Annotated in this window: 16 protein-coding genes; 11 read left to right on the forward strand and 5 right to left on the reverse strand. The window is 43.7% G+C overall.

Going from position 1 to position 19,954, the window contains the following annotated elements; all coding sequences use genetic code 11:
* Positions 1-120: 120 nt before the first annotated feature.
* The 3 genes from VM932_RS00155 (at position 121) to VM932_RS00165 (ending at position 4,251) form a co-directional block, all read left to right on the forward strand.
* Positions 121-1,116 carry a sulfate/molybdate ABC transporter ATP-binding protein gene (locus tag VM932_RS00155; RefSeq protein WP_326276547.1) on the forward strand — a complete coding sequence of 332 codons (996 nt, stop codon included), beginning with the start codon at positions 121-123 and terminating at the stop codon, positions 1,114-1,116.
* A complete protein-coding gene (arfB, locus tag VM932_RS00160) occupies positions 1,094-1,501 on the forward strand; it encodes an alternative ribosome rescue aminoacyl-tRNA hydrolase ArfB (RefSeq protein WP_326276548.1) in 408 nt (135 codons plus the stop codon). The genes VM932_RS00155 and arfB overlap by 23 nt, the downstream gene beginning before the upstream one ends.
* A 134-nt stretch (positions 1,502-1,635) precedes the next feature.
* Entirely contained in the window at positions 1,636-4,251 is a 2,616-nt protein-coding gene (locus VM932_RS00165; RefSeq protein WP_326276549.1) for a M14 family metallopeptidase, read from the forward strand.
* 209 nt (positions 4,252-4,460) lie between these two features.
* On the opposite strand, the gene VM932_RS00170 is transcribed toward VM932_RS00165, so the two are convergent.
* The gene (locus VM932_RS00170) at positions 4,461-5,216 is read right to left on the reverse strand and encodes a sulfite exporter TauE/SafE family protein (protein WP_326276550.1); all 756 of its coding nucleotides are present in this window, start codon (positions 5,214-5,216) and stop codon (positions 4,461-4,463) included.
* A gap of 68 nt (positions 5,217-5,284) precedes the next feature.
* On the opposite strand from VM932_RS00170, the gene VM932_RS00175 reads away from it, so the two are divergent.
* Positions 5,285-7,087, forward strand: coding sequence for a sodium:solute symporter family protein (locus VM932_RS00175; protein ID WP_326276551.1), 1,803 nt, complete (start codon positions 5,285-5,287; stop codon positions 7,085-7,087).
* 6 nt (positions 7,088-7,093) lie between these two features.
* Here VM932_RS00175 and VM932_RS00180 read toward each other — a convergent pair whose 3' ends face one another.
* On the reverse strand, positions 7,094-7,684 hold the full coding sequence (locus VM932_RS00180) for a riboflavin synthase (protein WP_326276552.1): 591 nt from the start codon (positions 7,682-7,684) through the stop codon (positions 7,094-7,096).
* Between the two features lie 58 nt (positions 7,685-7,742).
* Between VM932_RS00180 and pdxA the strand changes: the two genes are divergently transcribed.
* The 7 genes from pdxA (at position 7,743) to VM932_RS00215 (ending at position 14,054) form a co-directional block, all read left to right on the forward strand.
* Positions 7,743-8,795: a 4-hydroxythreonine-4-phosphate dehydrogenase PdxA gene (pdxA, locus tag VM932_RS00185; protein WP_293166101.1), complete on the forward strand. Its 1,053-nt coding sequence runs from the start codon at positions 7,743-7,745 to the stop codon at positions 8,793-8,795.
* Positions 8,796-8,905: 110 nt separating this feature from the next.
* On the forward strand, positions 8,906-9,439 hold the full coding sequence (locus VM932_RS00190) for a YceD family protein (RefSeq protein ID WP_326276553.1): 534 nt from the start codon (positions 8,906-8,908) through the stop codon (positions 9,437-9,439).
* 7 nt (positions 9,440-9,446) lie between these two features.
* Positions 9,447-9,647 (forward strand): 50S ribosomal protein L32, encoded by a 201-nt coding sequence (gene rpmF / locus VM932_RS00195; protein WP_014032589.1) that lies wholly within the window; start codon positions 9,447-9,449, stop codon positions 9,645-9,647.
* 174 nt (positions 9,648-9,821) lie between these two features.
* On the forward strand, positions 9,822-10,817 hold the full coding sequence (locus tag VM932_RS00200; RefSeq protein ID WP_326276554.1) for a beta-ketoacyl-ACP synthase III: 996 nt from the start codon (positions 9,822-9,824) through the stop codon (positions 10,815-10,817).
* 26 nt (positions 10,818-10,843) lie between these two features.
* A complete protein-coding gene (accB, locus tag VM932_RS00205) occupies positions 10,844-11,347 on the forward strand; it encodes an acetyl-CoA carboxylase biotin carboxyl carrier protein (protein WP_326276555.1) in 504 nt (167 codons plus the stop codon).
* 84 nt (positions 11,348-11,431) lie between these two features.
* Positions 11,432-12,790 (forward strand): acetyl-CoA carboxylase biotin carboxylase subunit, encoded by a 1,359-nt coding sequence (accC, locus tag VM932_RS00210; protein ID WP_326276556.1) that lies wholly within the window; start codon positions 11,432-11,434, stop codon positions 12,788-12,790.
* A gap of 145 nt (positions 12,791-12,935) precedes the next feature.
* On the forward strand, positions 12,936-14,054 hold the full coding sequence (locus tag VM932_RS00215; protein ID WP_326276557.1) for an NAD(P)/FAD-dependent oxidoreductase: 1,119 nt from the start codon (positions 12,936-12,938) through the stop codon (positions 14,052-14,054).
* A gap of 371 nt (positions 14,055-14,425) precedes the next feature.
* Here VM932_RS00215 and VM932_RS00220 read toward each other — a convergent pair whose 3' ends face one another.
* From VM932_RS00220 to VM932_RS00230, 3 genes are read right to left on the reverse strand one after another with little or no spacing between them, the layout of a single operon-like run.
* Complete coding sequence (locus VM932_RS00220; protein ID WP_326276558.1) at positions 14,426-15,088, reverse strand: ABC transporter ATP-binding protein; 663 nt, start codon at positions 15,086-15,088, stop codon at positions 14,426-14,428.
* A 9-nt stretch (positions 15,089-15,097) separates the two neighbouring features.
* Positions 15,098-17,530 carry an ABC transporter permease gene (locus VM932_RS00225; RefSeq protein ID WP_326276559.1) on the reverse strand — a complete coding sequence of 811 codons (2,433 nt, stop codon included), beginning with the start codon at positions 17,528-17,530 and terminating at the stop codon, positions 15,098-15,100.
* Positions 17,531-17,550: 20 nt separating this feature from the next.
* Positions 17,551-19,950, reverse strand: coding sequence for an ABC transporter permease (locus VM932_RS00230; RefSeq protein WP_326276560.1), 2,400 nt, complete (start codon positions 19,948-19,950; stop codon positions 17,551-17,553).
* Between the last annotated feature and the right edge of the window lie 4 nt (positions 19,951-19,954).

Below are 19,954 nucleotides of genomic sequence, written 5' to 3' on the forward strand. Positions count from 1 at the left end.
AATTGCTCAAACACCATAATGTCAGTTCGAGCGCAGTCGAGAACAAAACACGTGTAAACCAATTTAGGTTTCGACTGCGCTCAACCTGACATATTTTAGATATACACGCCCTTTATATTTATGTTAAAAGTCCAAGTAGATTCCTTCGGTTATAACGACCAAAATATTTTAAAGGACATTTCTTTTGAAGTGGCCCCAGGGGAACATGTTGCCTTGATGGGCGAAAGTGGTTCTGGAAAAAGCACCATATTAAAAATTATCTACGGATTGCTTCATGTAGAGGAAGGTTCGGTTTTTTGGGGCGATATAGAAGCATTGGGGCCCAACTTTAATCTGGTTCCCGGTGAACCGTACATGAAATATCTGGCTCAGGATTTTGACCTGATGCCTTTCATTTCTGTTGAGGAGAACATTGGTCAGTTCCTTTCCGTGTTCGAACGCGAAACACATGAAGAACGCATCAACGAACTTTTGGAGTTGATTGAAATGAAGCCCTATGCAAAGACCAAGGTAAAATACCTTAGCGGTGGACAGCAACAACGGGTGGCCCTAGCTCGGGTTTTAGCGCAGGAACCCGAGATTCTCCTTTTGGACGAGCCTTTTGGCCATATTGATAACTTTAAGCGCAATTCCCTCCGAAGAAATCTCTTTTTGTACCTCAAAAAACAGGGGATAACTGTACTAACCGCAAGTCACGACCCAAATGATGTGCTGCCCTTTGCAGAACGCACCCTAATTTTGGAAAAAGGCAACATTATTGCCAACCAGAACACCCAAGATTTATATAAAAACCCGCCCAATTACTACACGGCCTCATTGTTTGGACAAGTAAATAAAGTTCCCATGAAACTTTTAAAGTCCTACGCACAAATCGATAGGTCGGTACTGGTGTATCCCCACGAGTTCAAATTTTCCGATGCCTCTGGGCTAAAAGTTGAGGTTACAAACTCGTTTTTTAAAGGAAGCCACTACCTTAACGAAGGTAAAACAGAAGACGGAACCGTTATTTTTTTCAATACACAGAAAAAACAAGCGAATGGCGTTCCTATTTTTCTTAATGTATCTTTGGACACCATCAACATGAGACTTCAGGTTGGACAAAAAACAAATACATAGGGAGTTACAGTTTAAGGCCATGCGCAGCAGCGGGGCCGGAGGGCAACATGTAAACAAGGTTTCCTCCAAAGTGGAACTTACTTTCAATATTCCTGCTTCCGAAGGACTTTCCGACAGAGAAAAACAACGGATTCAACTAAAGCTCCATTCTCGACTCACTAATGACGGTACTTTGGTTCTTCAATGTGATGAAGCCCGAAGCCAGCACAGAAACAAAGACTTAGTGGTAAAACGTTTTTTTGAACTTTTGAAAAAAGCACTCACCATACCCAAAAAGCGAAAGCCCACCAAACGCACCAAATCCTCCATAGAAAAACGATTGCGGTCCAAAAAGAAAACTGCAGAAAAAAAGACAACCCGTAAAAAACCTGATTTGGGGAAATAAAGATTTGTCGGTTTTACCAACGCTAGATTATAAACCCATCAAAAAACCTCATCCACAACAATTCTAATTGACTGAATTTAATATCCTCGCTACAAATGCTTAAATTTCAGTCAAATTATAACTAACTCAAAAAAATGATTTCTAAAACTACAAACCTCAAAACATTGCTGCTCTCCGCGGCAATGGCTTTGTCTTGTGCTGCTTTTTCCGTAGCACAAACAGTCCCCTCCCCCGAAGATGTATATGGATTTAGGGTAGGAGCCGATTACAAACTGGCCGATTATTCCCAAATTGAAGATTATTTGTCCCAATTGGACGCTGCCTCCAATAGGGTGAAAAAAATCGAAATTGGAGAAACCGTTCTAGGTCGTAAAATGTACCTATTGTTCATCTCCACGGAAGAAAACTTAGCCCAGCTTGATAAGTGGAAGGATATCAGCACCAAACTTGCCCGCGTTCAAGTTGACGACGAAGAGGCCGTTAAACTTTCACAAGAAGGAAAAGCCATTGTTTGGGTAGATGGTGGAATGCACTCCACGGAGCTGGCCCACGGACAAATGACATCCGAACTGGCTTATACCCTAGCGACATCTGAAACAGCAGAAATGCAAAAAATCAGGGAAAATGTGATTACCCTTTTAATGCCGGTAATGAACCCCGATGGATTGGATATTGTTGTGGATTGGTACCGAAAAAACCAAGGCACTGCTTATGAGACTTCACGTCCCCCGATTTTGTACCATTACTATATGGGCCACGACAACAACAGGGACTGGTTTATGAACATTATGCCGGAAACCTATAATGTTACCAAAATACTGTACAACGAGTGGTATCCACAAATTGTGTACAACCATCACCAATCTTCTCCTTCTTGGACAAAGATTTCGCTCCCTCCATACGCTGACCCGGTAAACCCGAGAATTCATCCGGCAATCACAGCTGGCGTAAGCGAGGTGGGTTCCGCCATGACCAAGCGTTTTTCCCTTGAAAATATGCCCGGCGCCATTGCCGATAACTTTTATACCATGTTCTGGAACGGTGGAGGACGTACCGTACCCTATTACCACAACATGATCGGTATTTTAACCGAAACAGGCCACACCACTCCCACCCCTAGGTTCTACGACCCCGAAAAATTGCCCAAAACCGTTGCCGGTGGCACACCAACCGATGGAACCGATATTATGTACCCAGACCCATGGAAAGGGGGCGAATCCCATTTTAGGGATGCCGTAGATTATATGTTAACGGCAACTTGGGCCACATTGGACCTAGCCGCCGACCGAAAGAGCAACTACCTGCACAATATTTATAAAATGGGTAAATCTTCTGTTGAAAAAGGCAAAACCGAAGGTTTATTTGCCTACATCATCAGTAAAAAACAATGGGATTCTTTTGAGGCCGTAAACTTGGTAAATGTGTTGCTCCGAGGTGGCATCGAAATTGAAAAAGCGACCAGAGATTTTACGGTTAACGGTAAAGAATACGAAGAGGGATCTTATATAATCTACACGGCACAAGCCTTTAGACCTTACTTGATGGACCTCATGGAAAAACAAAATTATCCAACGCGTTTTCAATATCCAGGAGGACCTCCGGACACACCATACGATTTGGCCGGATGGACCTTGCCCATGCAAATGGGGATTGATGTGGACAAAATTTCCGAATCGTTCAGCGCACCCACCGAAAAAGTCACAGATCTTGTAAACTATTACGAAGGTGACGTAAACAGAAATGGTGCATTTGGATATGCCCTTAGCGTTAACACCAACGCCTCGGTAGTGGCCACAAACAAAGTGCTGAAAGCCGGGGGAACCGCATACAAAAGCATGACCGAGTTCAAAGCTGGCAAGCAAACTTTCCCCGCAGGATCCTATATTGTTTCTGGAGAAAAAGAGATGATGGAATCCTTGGCCGACGAATACGGGCTTGAGTTTACAGGATTGTCCGCCAAACCAGAGGTGCAATTGAAAAAAATCCATCTGCCCAAAGTAGGTTTGTACAAGTCTTGGGTAGCCAATATGGATGAAGGATGGACGCGTTTTGTAATGGACGAATATGAGTTTGATATGGACACCCTGCACGATGCCGATATTAAAACCAAAGACCTTTCCCAGTATGATGCCATCATTATTCCGTCGCAAAGGCCAAGCTCCATTTTGCACGGGCACAGTAACTTGAGCATGCCCGAAAAATTCACGGGCGGAATCGGCCTTAAAGGATCAGTGGCCCTTAGTGACTATGTGGAAGAAGGTGGAACGTTAATCGCTTTTGATGCTGCCAGCAATTTTGTGATCGAACAATTCGGATTGCCATTGCGCGATGCCGTAGCGGGTACCGACAGCAAAGATTTCTTTATCCCGGGATCTTTGATCAAAGCCGGTGTGGATACTTCGCACCCATTGGCTTTTGGCATGAAAGACACGGTTGCCGTTTCATTTAACCGAAGTAGGGCCTTCACCATTAACAAACAAAGCAAAAAAGGTGAAGGTGGTGTAGAAGATATAAAAGACGCACCCGCACCCGATGTCGAAGTAATCGCAACCTATGCCGCCAAAGATCTATTAATGAGCGGTTGGGCCATGGGAGAAGATAAATATATTGCCAAAAAGCCTGCAATGGTTAAAGCTAAATACGGAAAAGGATCGGCCATTTTGTTTGCGTTCCGTCCGCAGTTTAGGGCGCAACCTCGCGGAACTTACAAATTAATCTTTAACGCCATTTACGAAGGTGCTTCGGAATAGCAAGTTTATGTAATTGAATAGAAGGAAGCGGGTGTCTAAAAAGCAACAAAAGTTTGGATTTGTCAGGTTGAGCGCAGTCGAAACCCATTGATTATCAACATAAATTCAAGTTCTCGACTTTTGTTTATCCTGAGCGTAGCCGAAGGGCTCGAACTGACAGGCAACAAGCTTTTTTAGACACCTTCTTTTTATTTATGGTACTCGATCTTCTACCTAAACAAAATCGCCACGGCACCAATCGCCGTCACAATCAAAATAAAGCGTTTGTAGTTTTTTTCGTTGATTTTCTTCACCAAAAAAACACCCAAAACCAAACCAACAAAAATAGCTGGGAGCAATCTTAAATTGATTAAAAGACTTTCCACCGTAATGGTTTTCCAAACAAAAACATGAAAAGGCATTTTAAACAGATTGGTGATAAAAAATAACCAGGCTGCCGTGCCCACAAATTCATTTTTGGGCAATCGCATCGCCAAAAAGAAAATATTGGTAAAAGCCCCGGCCAAATTTCCAATCATCGTGCAAATACCTGCGAATACTCCCATGGAGCCAGAAAACAACCATTGGGTGGGCACCGTTTTGGACTTTCTACGGTCCCAAAAAACCAACATGCCCAAACTAATAAATATCACCACAACCATAGCCCATTTAAATTCCCGTTCGGGCAGGTCTTTTCCAATCAGAACACCAATAAGAATACCCAAAATCATCCAGGGAAGAAATTTTATAATATACTTCCATTGGGTATGTCGATTGTAATAAATCACGGCAAACGTATCCCCCACGATCAACAAGGGAATAAAAAGCCCGGTGGATGCCTTGGAACCAAATGCCAATGCCATGAGCGTTACATTAAAAATGGACATTCCCTTGAGCCCTGCTTTGGAAACTCCCATTAAGAAAACAGCAGTAGCGGCCATTATCCATGCAGCAACGGAAATATCTGAGAATGTGGAAAGAAACATGAAGACTTTTTTCTGGTTTACAAAATTAACTCAAAAAACCTATCTTTAGCTCCAGCCAAACTAAACAAATGAAACTAGAACTTTTAGATTACATCATCATTTTTGGATTCTTCGCCATAGTCCTTTTCATTGGAATCTACGTATCCAAAAAATCAGGAAAAAACACAGCAGAATACTTTTTATCTGGCCGTAGCATGCCTTGGTGGCTTTTGGGATTCTCCATGGTGGCCACCACATTCTCTACCGACACCCCCAATTTGGTCACGGATTTTGTACGTACCGACGGAGTTTCCGGAAACTGGGGTTGGTGGGCCTTTTTGCTCACAGGTTTGCTTACGGTATTTGTCTACGCGAAACTTTGGAGGAAATCCAACGTCTCCACCGATATGGAGTTTTATGACCTAAGATATGGCGGAAAGCCTGCACATTTCCTAAGAGGGTTCCGGTCTTTATATTTGGGTGTTGTCTTTAATGTAATGGCCATGTCGGCCGTAACTTTGGCAGCCATTAAAATCGGACAGGTAATGCTGGGGCTGGAACCTGTTGAAACTGTGCTTCTAGGTGGTACCATTACTGTAATATTTAGCGCCGTAGGTGGTTTTAGGGGGGTAGTTTATACCGATTTCCTGCTGTTTTTTGTTGCCATGGGCGGTGCTATTGGAGCAGCGGTCTATTTGGTAAATATGCCCGAAGTTGGTGGTTTGGACAATATTTTGGCCAATGCACAAGTGCAGGAAAAAATGTCCATTCTTCCCGATTTTTCAGATACTGAGGCGTTGATTGGCCTTTTGATTATTCCCTTGGCCGTACAATGGTGGAGTGCTTGGTACCCGGGCGGCGAGCCAGGCGGTGGAGGCTACATCGCCCAACGAATGCTGGCAGCCAAAAATGAAAATCATGCCATCGGGGCCACGTTTTTCTTTAATATTTTGCACTATGCGCTAAGGCCTTGGCCTTGGATTTTGGTGGCATTGGCGTCCATCGTCGTATTCCCGGATTTGGAGAGTATTCGCCAAGCATTTCCCAATGTGCCCGAAAACATCCTTAAAAACGATTTGGCCTATTCCGCCATGCTAACCATGTTGCCCACTGGCCTATTGGGTCTGGTAATGGCTTCTTTGGGAGCGGCCTACATGTCAACCATATCGACCCATCTTAACTGGGGTTCCTCATATATTGTGAATGATTTTTACAAACAACAAATCAACAAAAACGCTTCAGAAAAAGAATTGGTCAACGTGGGAAGGATTTCCACTGTTATTTTGATGGTCTTGAGTAGCTTGTTTGCTTTGGAACTTAACAATGCGACGCAATTGTTCGACATCATTATCATGTTTGGAGCGGGAACCGGGCTTATCTTTTTATTGCGATGGTTCTGGTGGCGAATCAATGCATGGAGTGAAATCGTTGCCATGTTCTCATCAGGAATCATTTCCATTTTGTTCTGGCAATACGAAGATGCGCTCTTTTTGTCGGAAGCAGCACCATTTCCAGGTTGGAGCAAATTTCCACTGGTCGTGCTTATAACCACGATACTTTGGTTGGCAACGACCTTTTTAACCAAGCCTGAAGAAAACAAGGTATTGTACCGATTCTACAAAATCACAAAACCGGGAGGTCCTGGTTGGAAAAAGATTCATGAAGAAGCTAAAGCCGAAGGGGTTTCTTTGGACGACGGTAATGAAAAATGGACGGTTCCATCGGGTGTATTGGCCATGATCGTGGGCTGTATTTTGGTATACGGTTGCCTTTTTGCCACAGGAAACTGGATTTATGGCAATTATCCGTTGGCCATAGGGCTCACTGGTTTGGTGTTGGTCGCAACATTTTTCTTGATAAAAATATGGCGCGGAATGCGGAGTGTGCTTTGATGGGTCTTAACCCCTCAATTCCAATAACCTGGAAACATATTTCCCGACCACATCAAACTCCAAGTTTACAGCAGTTCCTACTTTGTAGGTGTGGAAACGAGTATGTTCGTAAGTGTAGGGAATAATCGCTACACTGAAGCTGTTTTTTTGTGAGTCAACCACGGTCAAGCTCACCCCATCCACTGTAATGGAGCCTTTTTCAATGGTTACATTATTGAGTTTGGGGTCGTATTCAAAACTATAGATCCAACTGCCGTCTTTTTCCTCGATGGATTTGCAGGTAGCGGTTTGGTCCACGTGCCCTTGAACAATGTGACCGTCCAAACGGGCACCCAAAACCATGGCACGTTCCAAGTTCACTACATCCCCCAACTCCAAATCGCTCAAGTTGGTTTTGTTCAGGGTTTCCTCAATGGCCGTGACGGTATAGTTGTCACCATCAAGAGAAACCACAGTTAAGCATACCCCATTATGCGAAACACTCTGGTCAATTTTCAATTCAGAAGTAATATCGGAAGCAACGGTAATGTGTAGATTTCCGCCCTCTTTTTCCAGCTTTTCAACCTTACCCAAGGTCTCTATAATCCCTGTGAACATGTATCTTATTAATTGACTAGATTTGTAATGCAAAAGTAGCCATAACGGCATTCATTTTATGAAGGAAAATCAAAAAATAAAGTTAGGGATTTCCATAGGGGACATTAACGGCATTGGGTGCGAGGTAGCGCTCAAAACATTCGAAGACCCAAGAATGTTGGAGTTTTGTACTCCAGTGATATTTGCATCGAACAAAATCATTTCACAACAAATAAAAGATTTGGGGATTGACCTCAAATTCAATGGTGTTCGGGATGCGGGCCAGGCTCTGGAAGGCAAGGTTAATATTGTGAATGTATGGAAAGAAACACCGAAAATTGAATACGGTCACGCCACCAAAGAAGGAGGCGATTTTGCTATTCGCTCCCTGAGGGCTGCAGTTTCTGCATTAAAAGAAGACAAAATTGATGTCTTGGTCACTGCACCCATCAACAAAAACAATATACAGTCCGAAAATTTTAAATTTCCCGGCCATACCGATTTCCTTGCCCAAGAACTGGAGGGTGAAAGCTTGATGTTTATGGTAACCAATTCCTTGCGTGTTGGATTGCTCACCGACCATATCGCCGTAAAAGATGTGGCCAAGGCCATTACCCCCAAATTGATTCGGAACAAGGTCGCCACCATGGAAAAATCCCTTAAAATGGATTTTGGTATCCGTAGGCCCAAAATTGCCATGCTGGGAATTAATCCCCATAGTGGTGACAGTGGCACCATTGGCGAAGAGGATGATAAAATTCTAAAACCTACCATAGAAGAACTGTTCAACAAGGGCACTTTGGTATATGGACCTTATTCGGCAGATAGCTTTTTTGGTTCCAACAGTCATCAGAATTTTGATGCCATCTTGGCGGCCTATCACGATCAAGGCCTTATTCCATTCAAGACCCTTTCCTTTGGAAAAGGGGTAAATTATACGGCAGGATTGAACAAAGTACGCACATCTCCCGACCACGGAACCGCTTACGAAATCGCAGGAAAGGGCAAAGCGGACGAGAGTTCTTTTAAAGAAGCCGTGTTTACCGCAATGCAAGTGTTCAAGAACAGAACGGAGTATCTGGAATTGACCAAAAACCCCCTGCAAAAGCAGAAAATTAAGCGCGGGGGATAAAAAGTTGACTGCATTTTGGATATTTGTTGTGGCTAGAATTGCAGTTTTGTAAATTAGTAGTATCTTTGCACCCGCCTTTAAAGGCTGGTACACAAACCTTAAGTGTAGAAATGATGAAGCTGAAAGAGTTTTTTATCCCTTTTTCAGGTCTGAAGTTGGGGAAACATAAATTTGTGTACGAGATTGATGATGCGTTCTTTGAATCTTTTGACTACCAAGAATTTAACGGAGCTTCCGTTCAAATAAGTGCCGTTTTGGAAAAAATGAGCACCATGATGGAACTCCAGATTGAAGCGAAGGGTACCATAAATGTGGATTGTGATTTGACAGGCGAGCCTTTTGACCAACCTATCGATTCCGGTTTAAAACTAGTCGTCAAGTTTGGCGAAGAGTACAACGATGAAGACGATGAAATCTTGATCATACCACATGGAGAGCACCAGTTCAATATAGCACAGTACATATACGAAATGTTGGTGCTTGCCGTTCCCCAAAAAAGGGTTCATCCCGGAGTTGAGGACGGAACGTTGCAATCGGACATCTTGGACAAGCTGGAAGAATTACAGCCAAAAGAGCATACGAAATCATCAGAAAAAACAGATCCCAGATGGGACGATTTAAAAAAGTTACTAACGGATAAATAGGTTTATAATGGCACATCCTAAAAGAAAAACATCAAAAACCAGAAGGGACAAAAGAAGAACCCACTACAAAGCAGTTGCGCCAACGATTGCCAAGGACTCTACTACAGGTGAAATGCACTTGTTCCACAGAGCTCACTGGCACGAAGGCAAATTGTACTACAGAGGTCAGGTTTTGATTGACAAAACAGAAGAGGAAACTGCGGCCTAACCGCAAATCCCTTGTAATAAAGCAACTCCCGTTGAATTTTTGACGGGAGTTTTTTTATGGACCCGTCTTAACATCCAAAAACGGTTAATTTTACCAATAAAGTCATATAAAATGACTAATTTTCACCGCTTTTGGGTCAAATTTCAATCTTTTTGACAGTAAAGAGAGGCTAAAATGAAAAAAACAACAGCAGCAATAACAGCTGTAGGAGGGTACGTTCCAGATTTTGTTCTTTCCAATAAGATTTTGGAAACCATGGTAGATACCAACGATGAATGGATTACCACAAGAACAGGGATCAAGGAACGAAGAATCTTAAAAGAAGCTAATGCGGGAACATCTTTCATGGCAATCAGAGCTGCGGAAGATTTGCTCCAAAAAAGGGGCATCGAAGCCTCGGAAATAGACTTTGTACTCGTTGCCACCGCCACCCCCGATATGCCTGTCGCTTCCACTGCGGCCTATGTGGCTTCAGAAATTGGTGCGGTAAACGCTTTTGCTTACGATCTACAAGCTGCATGTTCCAGTTTTTTGTACGGGATGTCCACCGCGGCCAGTTATATAGAATCCGGCAGATATAAAAAAGTATTGGTCATTGGGGCCGATAAGATGTCGTCCATAATAGATTATACCGATAGAACAACTTGTATTATTTTTGGGGATGGGGCTGGAGCGGTTCTTTTTGAACCCAATGAAGAAGGCTTAGGTTTACAAGATGAGTTTTTGCGCTCGGATGGGATTGGCCGTCAATTTTTAAAGATTGATGCAGGAGGTTCCATTTTGCCGGCATCAGAGGAAACGGTAAAAAACAAACAGCACTACGTCTTTCAAGATGGGAAGTCTGTTTTTAAATTTGCAGTCTCTAACATGGCCGATGTTTCAGCTTTGATCATGGAGCGGAACAACCTAACAAAAGACGATGTACAATGGTTGGCGCCACACCAAGCCAACAAACGTATTATTGATGCTACGGCCAACAGAATGGGTCTTGAGGCCGAGAAGGTTCTTATTAACATTGACCGGTACGGAAACACGACATCCGCCACACTGCCCTTGTTGCTCTATGACTTCGAGAAGCAGTTGAAAAAAGGAGATAATATTATTTTTGCCGCCTTTGGAGGAGGTTTTACATGGGGTTCCATTTACTTGAAGTGGGCCTATAATTCTTAATCACACAACTAACTAAATTATATTCCATGGACATTAAGGAAATTCAAAGTTTAATCAAGTTTGTCGCCAAATCGGGTGCCAGCGAGGTGAAGCTGGAAATGGAGGACATTAAGATTACCATTCGAACGGGAAGCACTAGCTCCAGCACACCAGAGACCACCATTGTTCAGCAAATACCCGTAGCCCAAGCGCCGAGCGCCGCTGCCCCAGCTGCGCAAGCACCTGCAACAACCCAAGAAGCTGCGTCGCCATCACCATCGGATTCTAAAAAAGGAGATGATGACTCAAAATACATAACCATCAAATCACCCATCATAGGAACATTCTATAGAAAACCATCCCCGGACAAACCGCCATTCGTTGAGGTTGGCAGTTCCATCAATAAAGGAGATGTTCTATGTGTGATCGAAGCAATGAAACTTTTTAACGATATTGAATCGGAGGTTTCAGGTAAAATAGTTAAGATATTGGTTGATGATTCCTCTCCTGTTGAGTTTGACCAACCTTTGTTCTTGGTAGACCCATCGTAGTGAGTTTTAAATGATAAATTTTGGGGGCGTTTCGTCACCTAAAACCATTTAAGATTTAGAATTCAGAATTTAAGATTGTGTTCTATGTTTAAAAAAATATTGATTGCAAATAGGGGTGAAATTGCCTTGCGGATCATAAGAACCTGTAAGGAAATGGGCATCAAGACCGTTGCCGTTTACTCCAAGGCCGACGAGGAAAGCCTTCATGTCCGCTTTGCCGACGAAGCTGTTTGTATTGGGCCAGCGCCCAGTAGCGAATCCTATTTAAAGATTCCAAATATTATAGCCGCAGCGGAAATCACCAACGCCGATGCCATTCACCCTGGTTACGGATTCCTTTCCGAAAATGCCAAATTCTCCAAAATATGTGCCGAGCACGATATCAAATTCATCGGTGCTTCGGGTGAGCAAATTGAGAAAATGGGAGATAAGGCAACCGCCAAGGAAACCATGAAAAAAGCAGGTGTTCCCACGGTTCCCGGTTCCGAAGGTTTGTTGAAAGATGTAGATCATGCCAGAAAAGAAGCCAAAAAAATGGGCTATCCGGTAATGATCAAAGCTACTGCCGGTGGTGGTGGTAAAGGAATGCGCGCCATTTGGTCCGAGGACCAAATGGAGAAAAATTTCAACAGTGCCGTAAACGAAGCAACCGCTGCCTTTGGCAATGGCGGTATGTACATGGAAAAGTTGATTGAAGAACCCCGGCATATCGAAATCCAAATCGTGGGCGACCAGTATGGCAAAGCCTGTCACTTGTCCGAAAGGGATTGTTCCGTACAGCGTAGGCACCAAAAGCTTACCGAAGAGACGCCTTCCCCTTTTATGACGGACAAACTCCGTGAAGACATGGGGAAAGCGGCCGTAAAAGCAGCCGAGTACATAAAATACGAAGGAGCGGGTACCATTGAGTTTTTGGTGGACAAACACCGAAATTTCTACTTTATGGAAATGAACACCCGTATCCAAGTAGAGCATCCGATTACAGAACAGGTGGTGGACTACGATTTGATCCGGGAGCAAATTTTGGTGGCCGGTGGGGTACCGATCTCGGGAAAAAACTATTATCCCAAATTGCATTCCATTGAGTGCCGGATCAATGCAGAAGATCCCTATAACGACTTTAGGCCTTCCCCTGGGAAAATCACAACACTTCATACTCCCGGCGGACACGGTGTTCGTTTGGACACACATGTGTACAGTGGCTATATGATTCCTCCGAATTACGATTCGATGATTGCCAAGTTGATAACCACAGCACAAACAAGGGAAGAGGCCATTAACAAAATGAGAAGGGCCTTGGACGAATTTGTAATTGAGGGCGTTAAAACCACCATTCCATTCCATCGTCAACTGATGGATCATCCAGATTATTTGGCAGGCAATTACACCACCAAATTCATGGAGGATTTTGAAATGGATCCAAAATATCAAGACCATCATTAATATAGAAGGTTGTCTAAAAAGCAATAAAGTTTAGACTTTGTCAGGTTGAGCGCAGTCGAAACCTATTGATTATCAAACTTCTTTAGGTTCTCGACTGCGCTCGAACTGACAGATAATTTGCTTTTTGGACAGCCTCTTTTCTTTTATGGAATTAAGTTATTGGGAACATAAAAGCTGGTTTTCTAATGTTGATTTTACCATTGTTGGCAGTGGTATAGTAGGAATCAATTGTGCTATCCGGTTGAAGGAAAAATATCCCAATAGGCACATTTTAATTTTGGAAAAAGGCAGTCTGCCCCAAGGCGCAAGCACCAAAAATGCCGGTTTTGCGTGTTTTGGGAGCGCCTCGGAAATTTTATCGGACCTAGACCGTCATACCGAGGAAGAAGTGGTGCAACTCGTTCAAAAGCGGTGGGATGGGATTCAAAGATTACGCAATCTATTGGGCGATGAAGCCATCGGTTTTGAATTACATGGAAGTCACGAACTTTTTCCTTTGGAAAAACCCCAGCTTTATAAAAATTGCTTGGAATCCATTCCATATCTAAACAGTTTGATGGAGCCCATATTCGGACAAAAACCTTTCGATACCAGCAATAATTGCTTCAACTTTGCCAATATTCAAGAAAAATATATCACGCACCGGCTGGAAGGGCAACTGGACACGGGCAAAATGATGCGTTCTTTGATTCAAAAATGTTTGTCCATGGGAATCCCCATTTTAAATGGGGTGATGGTCGAAGAGGTGGTCGAATCCAACGGAAAAGCGACCATCAAGACAACTGACTTTGAATTTGTGTCCAAAAAAGTGTTTGTGGCCACGAATGGTTTTGCTTCGAAACTATCGAAATTAGAAATGGTGAGACCTGCCCGGGCGCAAGTTTTGGTTACGGAACCCATCAAAAATTTGCATATAAAGGGCACCTTCCATTTTGATGAAGGGTATTATTATTTCCGCAATATTGATGGTAGAATTCTATTTGGCGGTGGCAGAAACCTCGATTTTAAAACCGAGGAAACCACTGAATTCGGAGAAACCCAAATCATTCAAGATAAGCTTGAAACATTGCTCCGTAATATGATTTTACCTGATCATCCCCTAAAAATTGAACGCAGATGGAGCGGCATCATGGGTGTGGGCGCCCAAAAATCGCCTATTGTCAAGCAAGTTTCCAACTCTATTTATTGTGGGGTGCGTCTTGGAGGAATGGGGGTTGCCCTCGGCAGTCTTGTGGGCAAGGAACTGGCCGAATTGGCTGATTGATTTTCAAGTACAAGCACCAAGTTCAAGAGCAAAGACCCAAGACCAAACAACACAGGGAGCTACTGACTTCGGACTCCCGATATCCTTTTGACACGAATTCCTCCAATCTCCACAAATACCTTTTGAACCTGATTTTTGGACTCTTAAAGCACCGAACAAGCTCAAGCATCAAGTTCAAACTCAAAGATAAGAGTCACTGTCGACTAGCTAGTGCAAACTGACTTCCAAAACCCTTTTTACACGCCCGTCTGCCGCTGGAATGTTACCTGTCTCCGAAAACAATCGATGTTGAGTCTAGTTTCTTGATTCTAAAAGCGAATCGGTCATGTTTTTTTGGTTATAGATGCAAAGCTTAGGGGGAGATTTAACGGTCAAACCATCCTGCCATCCAACAAATTGATGATTCTGGAACCATACTCCGCATTTTTTTCCGAGTGTGTCACTTGAATGATGGTTACCCCCTCTTCATTTAACTGTTTGAACAGCTCCATGATTTCCTCTCCCTGTTTGGAGTTTAGATTGCCAGTGGGCTCATCGGCCAAAATCAATTTTGGATTGGCGATCAAAGCTCTTGCCACCCCTACCAATTGCTGTTGTCCACCGCTTAGTTGAGCTGGAAAAAGATCCTTTTTGCCCACAATGTTAAAACGGTCCAACATATCGGCGACCATGGCCTTACGCTCCGAGCCTTTGATTTTTTTATAGATCAAGGGCATTTCCAAGTTTTCTCTTACGGTAAGTTCATCCAACAAATGGTAGGATTGGAACACGAAGCCGATGTATTGTTTGTACAGATTGGAACGGTGCTTTTCTTTAAGGGAATGAACGGATTCATCCAAAAAATTGTACTCGCCCTCATCAAAAGTATCCAGCATCCCGATAACGTTGAGCAAGGTTGATTTCCCCGAACCTGATGGTCCCATAATGGATATGAACTCTCCTTGCTCTACTTGGAGATTGATGTCTTTCAATAGAAAAATACGTTGGCCGCCCGTGGTGACCCATTTGAATATGTTGTTGAGTTGTAAAAGCATGTCCTGATTTTATTCGTTTCTTAAACTTTTGACCGGATTTACAACAGCCGCTTTTATACTTTGGTAGCTCACGGTCAACAAGGCCACTCCTACAGCCAACAATGCCGAGAGGGCAAAAATCCACCACGGAATAACGATGCGATAGGAGAAGTCTTGTAACCACCGATCCATGGCATACCAGCCTAATGGTAAGGCAATAATCACTGCAAGTCCAACAAGCTTTAAAAAGTCGACGGACAAGCGATAGACAATTTGTCCAACACCAGCCCCCAGTACTTTGCGAACCCCAATTTCCTTTACACGTTTTTGTGCATTGAATGCTGCGAGCCCGAGCAGTCCCAAACAGGCGATAAAGATGGATAAAACGGTGAATACCATGAATATTTTGCCCAAACGTTGCTCCGCTTCATAACTGGTATTGAAGGAATCGTCCATGAAATAATGCTCAAAAGGTTGGGAAGGGGCCAATTTCGACCAAATCTCCTCAATTTCGGAAAGGGTACGGGACACGTCGCCTTCACTGAGCTTTATGGCCAATCTGCTCGCCCCACCAGCTCCATAGAAAAACCCAAGGGCCTCGACTTCGTTGCGGAGCGATTCAAAATGAAAGTCTTTGACCACCCCGATTACGGTGAGAAGGGTACCATCATCAAAATCATTAACAAGTTGGGTGCCCAACACGTTTTGAGCTGTCATTCCCATAACGGCCACTGCTTTTTCATTAACGATGATGCTTGTGGAATCACTGGCAAAACGACCGATGTCAAAATTTCTTCCCGAAATCAATGAAATGTCAATGGTTGAGAGATAATCTTCGTCCACGTTCCACTGTTGCATGTTGATGGTCTTTTCCTGGCTGCGGTCCTCGGCTCTCATGAATGAGCTGTTGGTGCGTGCGGAAGGAGTGGGCAAAAAACTGCTCAGTGTGGCATTGTTAACCTGACTGAGCTGCATCACTTCTTCCTTGAAGGCCTTCTTTTTCATGTCAAGGGCATTAACGCCATTGATAACCAACACTTGGTTTTTGCCATACCCCAAGTTTTTGCCCTGTATATACTGCAATTGCTGAAAAACGACCAAAGTGCCCAGTATCAAGAACACGGAAATGGAGAACTGGAGGACGACCAGTGCATTTCTTACCCCTTCCCCACCAATGGCGTTACCCCCCTGTCCTTTGAGCACCTTGGCGGCCACAAAACGAGACATAAAAAAAGCGGGGTAAGTCCCTGAAACAAGCCCTAGAAGCATTGCAGCCAATACTAGTACAGCCCAAAAACCAACATGGTGCAAGGGAAGGGCCAATTCTTTTCCGGACAATTCATTGAACAAAGGAAGAATTGCCATGGCCATCAGTAGCGCCAAGCACATAGAAGCTAATGAAATAAGCCCCGACTCGGTCAAAAACTGTCTTATCAACCCAATTCTTTGGGAACCCAGGGTCTTCCGAATGCCCACTTCCTTGGCCCTTTTGAGGGAATGTGCAGTGGAAAGGTTCATAAAGTTGACACTGGCCAAAACTAGGAGAATCAGCGCGATGGCCGAAAGAATGTAAACGTTCTTGATGTCGCTCACAGCACTGAACTCTGGGTTTCTTCCCGAATACAAATGGATATCTGTCAAGGGTATGGTGGTGTAGTACATGTAGTTACCAGAATCGATGAACTCTTGTTCCGTAATTCCGGGGAAGAATGTCTGGACATAGGGAATCAAGTATTTCCCGACCATACTTTGCAGTCTATCCTGAATGTCCCCAGCTTTTGTTCCAGGCAACAACTTGATGAATGTGTAGTAATTGTGGCTTCCCCATTCAGCCAATTGTGCATCTTCATACCCTGACATAGCCAGGAAAAGGCCACGATCTTTTAGGAACGAGTTCTTGGGCATATCGTCTATCACCCCGGTTACCCGATATACTTCATTGTCGTTCAACAACACTGTTTGCCCAATGGCCTTATTTGTGGAAAAATGTTTTTCGGCAGCTGTCTTGGTCATGACCAAGGTATTTGGTTCTTTCAAGGCAGAACGTTCATCGCCGTATAAAAGCTTTAACCCAAACATTTTAAAGAAAGTGGAGTCTACATAGGCAACCGAAAGTTCCTTTACATTGCTTTCAGTTCCCTGAGGTCTAATAAAGACACTCCCAACGTTCCTGAACCTTGTGGTAAGTTCCACTTCGGGAATGTCATTGAGCATGGCTTGGGCCATAGGAGCGGACACCTCGGCAAACTGGTTTTCGACTCCGCCAAATTTAAGGTCTGCGTTGACCCTATGGATACGATCTGCATCGGCAAACATCGTGTCATGATTCAGTTCGTCATAGATATAGAGCCCGAGCAAAAGCCCTCCAGCCATTCCTATAGCTAATCCAAAGGTGTTGATAAAAGTGAAGAATGGCTGTTTTTTAAGGCTTCTCCAGGCTATTTTGATGTTGTTCTTGAGCATAGTCGTTCATTTTTTCATATTTATTCTGTACGCAAACTCCGGGCAGGGTCGGTCCGTGCTGCTTTGATTGCCTGAAAGCTCACGGTGAGAATGGTTACGGCCAGAGCTCCCAGCATGGCAAGGGCAAAAATCCACCATTTAAGTATCACACGATAGGGATACTCCTGTAACCATCCGTTCATTACATAATAGGCAATGGGTACGGCAATAAAACAGGAGATAATGACGAGTTTTAAAAAGTCCTTGGACAACATGTTCCATACATTGAACACCGAAGCTCCAAGTACTTTGCGCACCCCTATTTCCTTGGTACGCTGTTCTGCCACAAAGGAAGTCAACCCAAATAGCCCCAAACAACTGATCAGAATGGCCAGTGCCGTAAAAATTCCCGACAATCGGCCAATGCGTTCTTCGGCCGCAAATTTTTCACCGTATTCATCGTCCACAAAGTCGTATTGAAAAGGGATGCTTGGAAAATGCTCTTTAAAAACTTTTTCGATGACAGCGATATTCTGGCTCGCACTTTGCTCTGGGTTCAATCTCATATTGTAATAGGAGCCGTTACCATATCTGTCGAATACATACATGCCTTGTTTAACGGGCTCATATGGAGATTGGGCAATCATATCCTGAACCACTCCAATGATTTTCAAGGGATCACTTGGGTTTTCATTGTCCTCATCTATAAGGAGTTTCCCAATGGGATCTTTTAGACCCATATATTTTACAGCAGTTTCATTAAGAAGCACAGCTGTTGAATCGGAAGCAAACTCTCTGGAAAAATCCCTTCCGGCCACAATCTTTAAATTGAGGCTTTTGGCGTATTCCGGTGATACTTCGGTCCAGGCCATGTCTTCTTGAAAGCCTTCGGGTTTGCCTTCCCATGTCCAACCGCTGCGGTTGGACCATATATTTGTTGTTGGGCTGCTAGAGGTCGACATTTCGATGACCGCTCCCGAATTGATAAATTCTTCCCGCATCAATTCAAACTTTCCGGTAAAATCTTGACTCATGGTCGGCACTTGTACCAAGCCTTCCTTATCGTAACCCACAGGTCTGTTTTTGGCATGATTAATCTGTTGCATCACGATCACCGTTCCGATGATGAAGGCCACTGAAACCGTAAATTGTACCACCACCAATATCTTACGAGGCAGGCCTGAATGTTTTCCTGATTTAAAGGTGCCCTTTAAAACATCTACCGGCCTAAATGAAGATAAGTAAAGTGCCGGATAGCTGCCCGCCAAAAGTGCTGTGAACAAAATAAAGGTCAATGAGGCAAGCCAAAAACCTATAGATGACCAAGGGAAGTCGATTTCCTTTCTAGCTAGATCATTGAACCCGCTCAAGGATAGGACTACAATAAAGATGGACAGTGCATAGGCAAATAAAACCACTAAAAAGGATTCTCCTAAAAATTGATTGATCAGTTGGCCACGTTGCGACCCAATGGATTTTCTAATGCCAACTTCTTTGGCTCTCTTTTCGGAACGGGCCGTACTCAAATTCATAAAATTGATGCACGCCAGCAAAAGAACAAAAGCTCCGATAATCCCAAATAGCCATACGTATTTGATTCTACCGCCCACTTGTTTCCCGTTTTCAAAGCGCGATCGTAAGTGCCAATCCTTCATCGGGAACAAAAACAATTGCGTGTTGAATTCCCTTGAATTTTCATTGAGTTCTTGTTTTACCTCACCGATTTTGGAGGTGACGGATTCCATGGTGGTATTATCGGCAATTTGGACAAACATCTGAAAGGAGTTGTTCCCCCATTGATCCTCAGCATTTTTAATCCATTGGTTTATGGAAACATACTTGTCCCAAGGCATAATAAATTCAGTATCGTTGAAGGAATTGTTAAAAGGAATATCCTCGTATACCGCGGTTACCATCATGTCGTATTGACTATTGACCTCTATGGTCTTTCCAATAGGGTCTTCATCGCCAAAAAGCGCATTGGCTGTCGATTCGTTCAACATAATGGAATTGATTTCACGAACCCCGTCCTTTTCACCTTTCAATATTTTCAGGCCCAACATTTCGGGGGCTTCGCGCTGCATGAAATTCCCACTCCTCGATATACTGGTTTCCTTGTATTTGAGATATTGGGAAGTGTTCCAAGAGCACATTACCAAATGCTTGAAATTATCCATATACCCATCCCTGAAGGCTTTTTCCAACGGGCGGGGAATAGCGGGTCCGGTCCCTGTTTCCCCATTCATGGTCTGCGATTGAAAAACCTGTGCTATTCGCTCTTTATTGACAAAATAGCTGTTATGGCTCAATTCGTCCGTAATCCACAACCCAATGATAAGGGCCACGGCCATACCTAGGGCAAGCCCCCCTACGTTGATAATAGTATAAGCCTTGTTCTTGGTAAGGTTCCTCCAGGCTATTTTTAGATAATTCTTGAACATGATT

It is taken from the genome of Flagellimonas halotolerans (genome assembly GCF_035818535.1).
In the GTDB taxonomy this organism is placed as follows: Bacteria; Bacteroidota; Bacteroidia; order Flavobacteriales; family Flavobacteriaceae; genus Flagellimonas; species Flagellimonas halotolerans.

Excerpts from the sequence above, each read along its gene's own strand:
- VM932_RS00155 (WP_326276547.1), top strand. The coding sequence starts at position 121 with ATGTTAAAAGTCCAAGTAGATTCCTTCGGTTATAACGACCAAAATATT.
- VM932_RS00165 (WP_326276549.1), top strand. The coding sequence starts at position 1,636 with ATGATTTCTAAAACTACAAACCTCAAAACATTGCTGCTCTCCGCGGCA.
- VM932_RS00170 (WP_326276550.1), bottom strand. The coding sequence starts at position 5,216 with ATGTTTCTTTCCACATTCTCAGATATTTCCGTTGCTGCATGGATAATG.
- VM932_RS00175 (WP_326276551.1), top strand. The coding sequence starts at position 5,285 with ATGAAACTAGAACTTTTAGATTACATCATCATTTTTGGATTCTTCGCC.
- VM932_RS00180 (WP_326276552.1), bottom strand. The coding sequence starts at position 7,684 with ATGTTCACAGGGATTATAGAGACCTTGGGTAAGGTTGAAAAGCTGGAA.
- pdxA (WP_293166101.1), top strand. The coding sequence starts at position 7,743 with ATGAAGGAAAATCAAAAAATAAAGTTAGGGATTTCCATAGGGGACATT.
- VM932_RS00190 (WP_326276553.1), top strand. The coding sequence starts at position 8,906 with ATGATGAAGCTGAAAGAGTTTTTTATCCCTTTTTCAGGTCTGAAGTTG.
- rpmF (WP_014032589.1), top strand. The coding sequence starts at position 9,447 with ATGGCACATCCTAAAAGAAAAACATCAAAAACCAGAAGGGACAAAAGA.
- VM932_RS00200 (WP_326276554.1), top strand. The coding sequence starts at position 9,822 with ATGAAAAAAACAACAGCAGCAATAACAGCTGTAGGAGGGTACGTTCCA.
- accB (WP_326276555.1), top strand. The coding sequence starts at position 10,844 with ATGGACATTAAGGAAATTCAAAGTTTAATCAAGTTTGTCGCCAAATCG.
- accC (WP_326276556.1), top strand. The coding sequence starts at position 11,432 with ATGTTTAAAAAAATATTGATTGCAAATAGGGGTGAAATTGCCTTGCGG.
- VM932_RS00215 (WP_326276557.1), top strand. The coding sequence starts at position 12,936 with ATGGAATTAAGTTATTGGGAACATAAAAGCTGGTTTTCTAATGTTGAT.
- VM932_RS00220 (WP_326276558.1), bottom strand. The coding sequence starts at position 15,088 with ATGCTTTTACAACTCAACAACATATTCAAATGGGTCACCACGGGCGGC.
- VM932_RS00225 (WP_326276559.1), bottom strand. The coding sequence starts at position 17,530 with ATGCTCAAGAACAACATCAAAATAGCCTGGAGAAGCCTTAAAAAACAG.
- VM932_RS00230 (WP_326276560.1), bottom strand. The coding sequence starts at position 19,950 with ATGTTCAAGAATTATCTAAAAATAGCCTGGAGGAACCTTACCAAGAAC.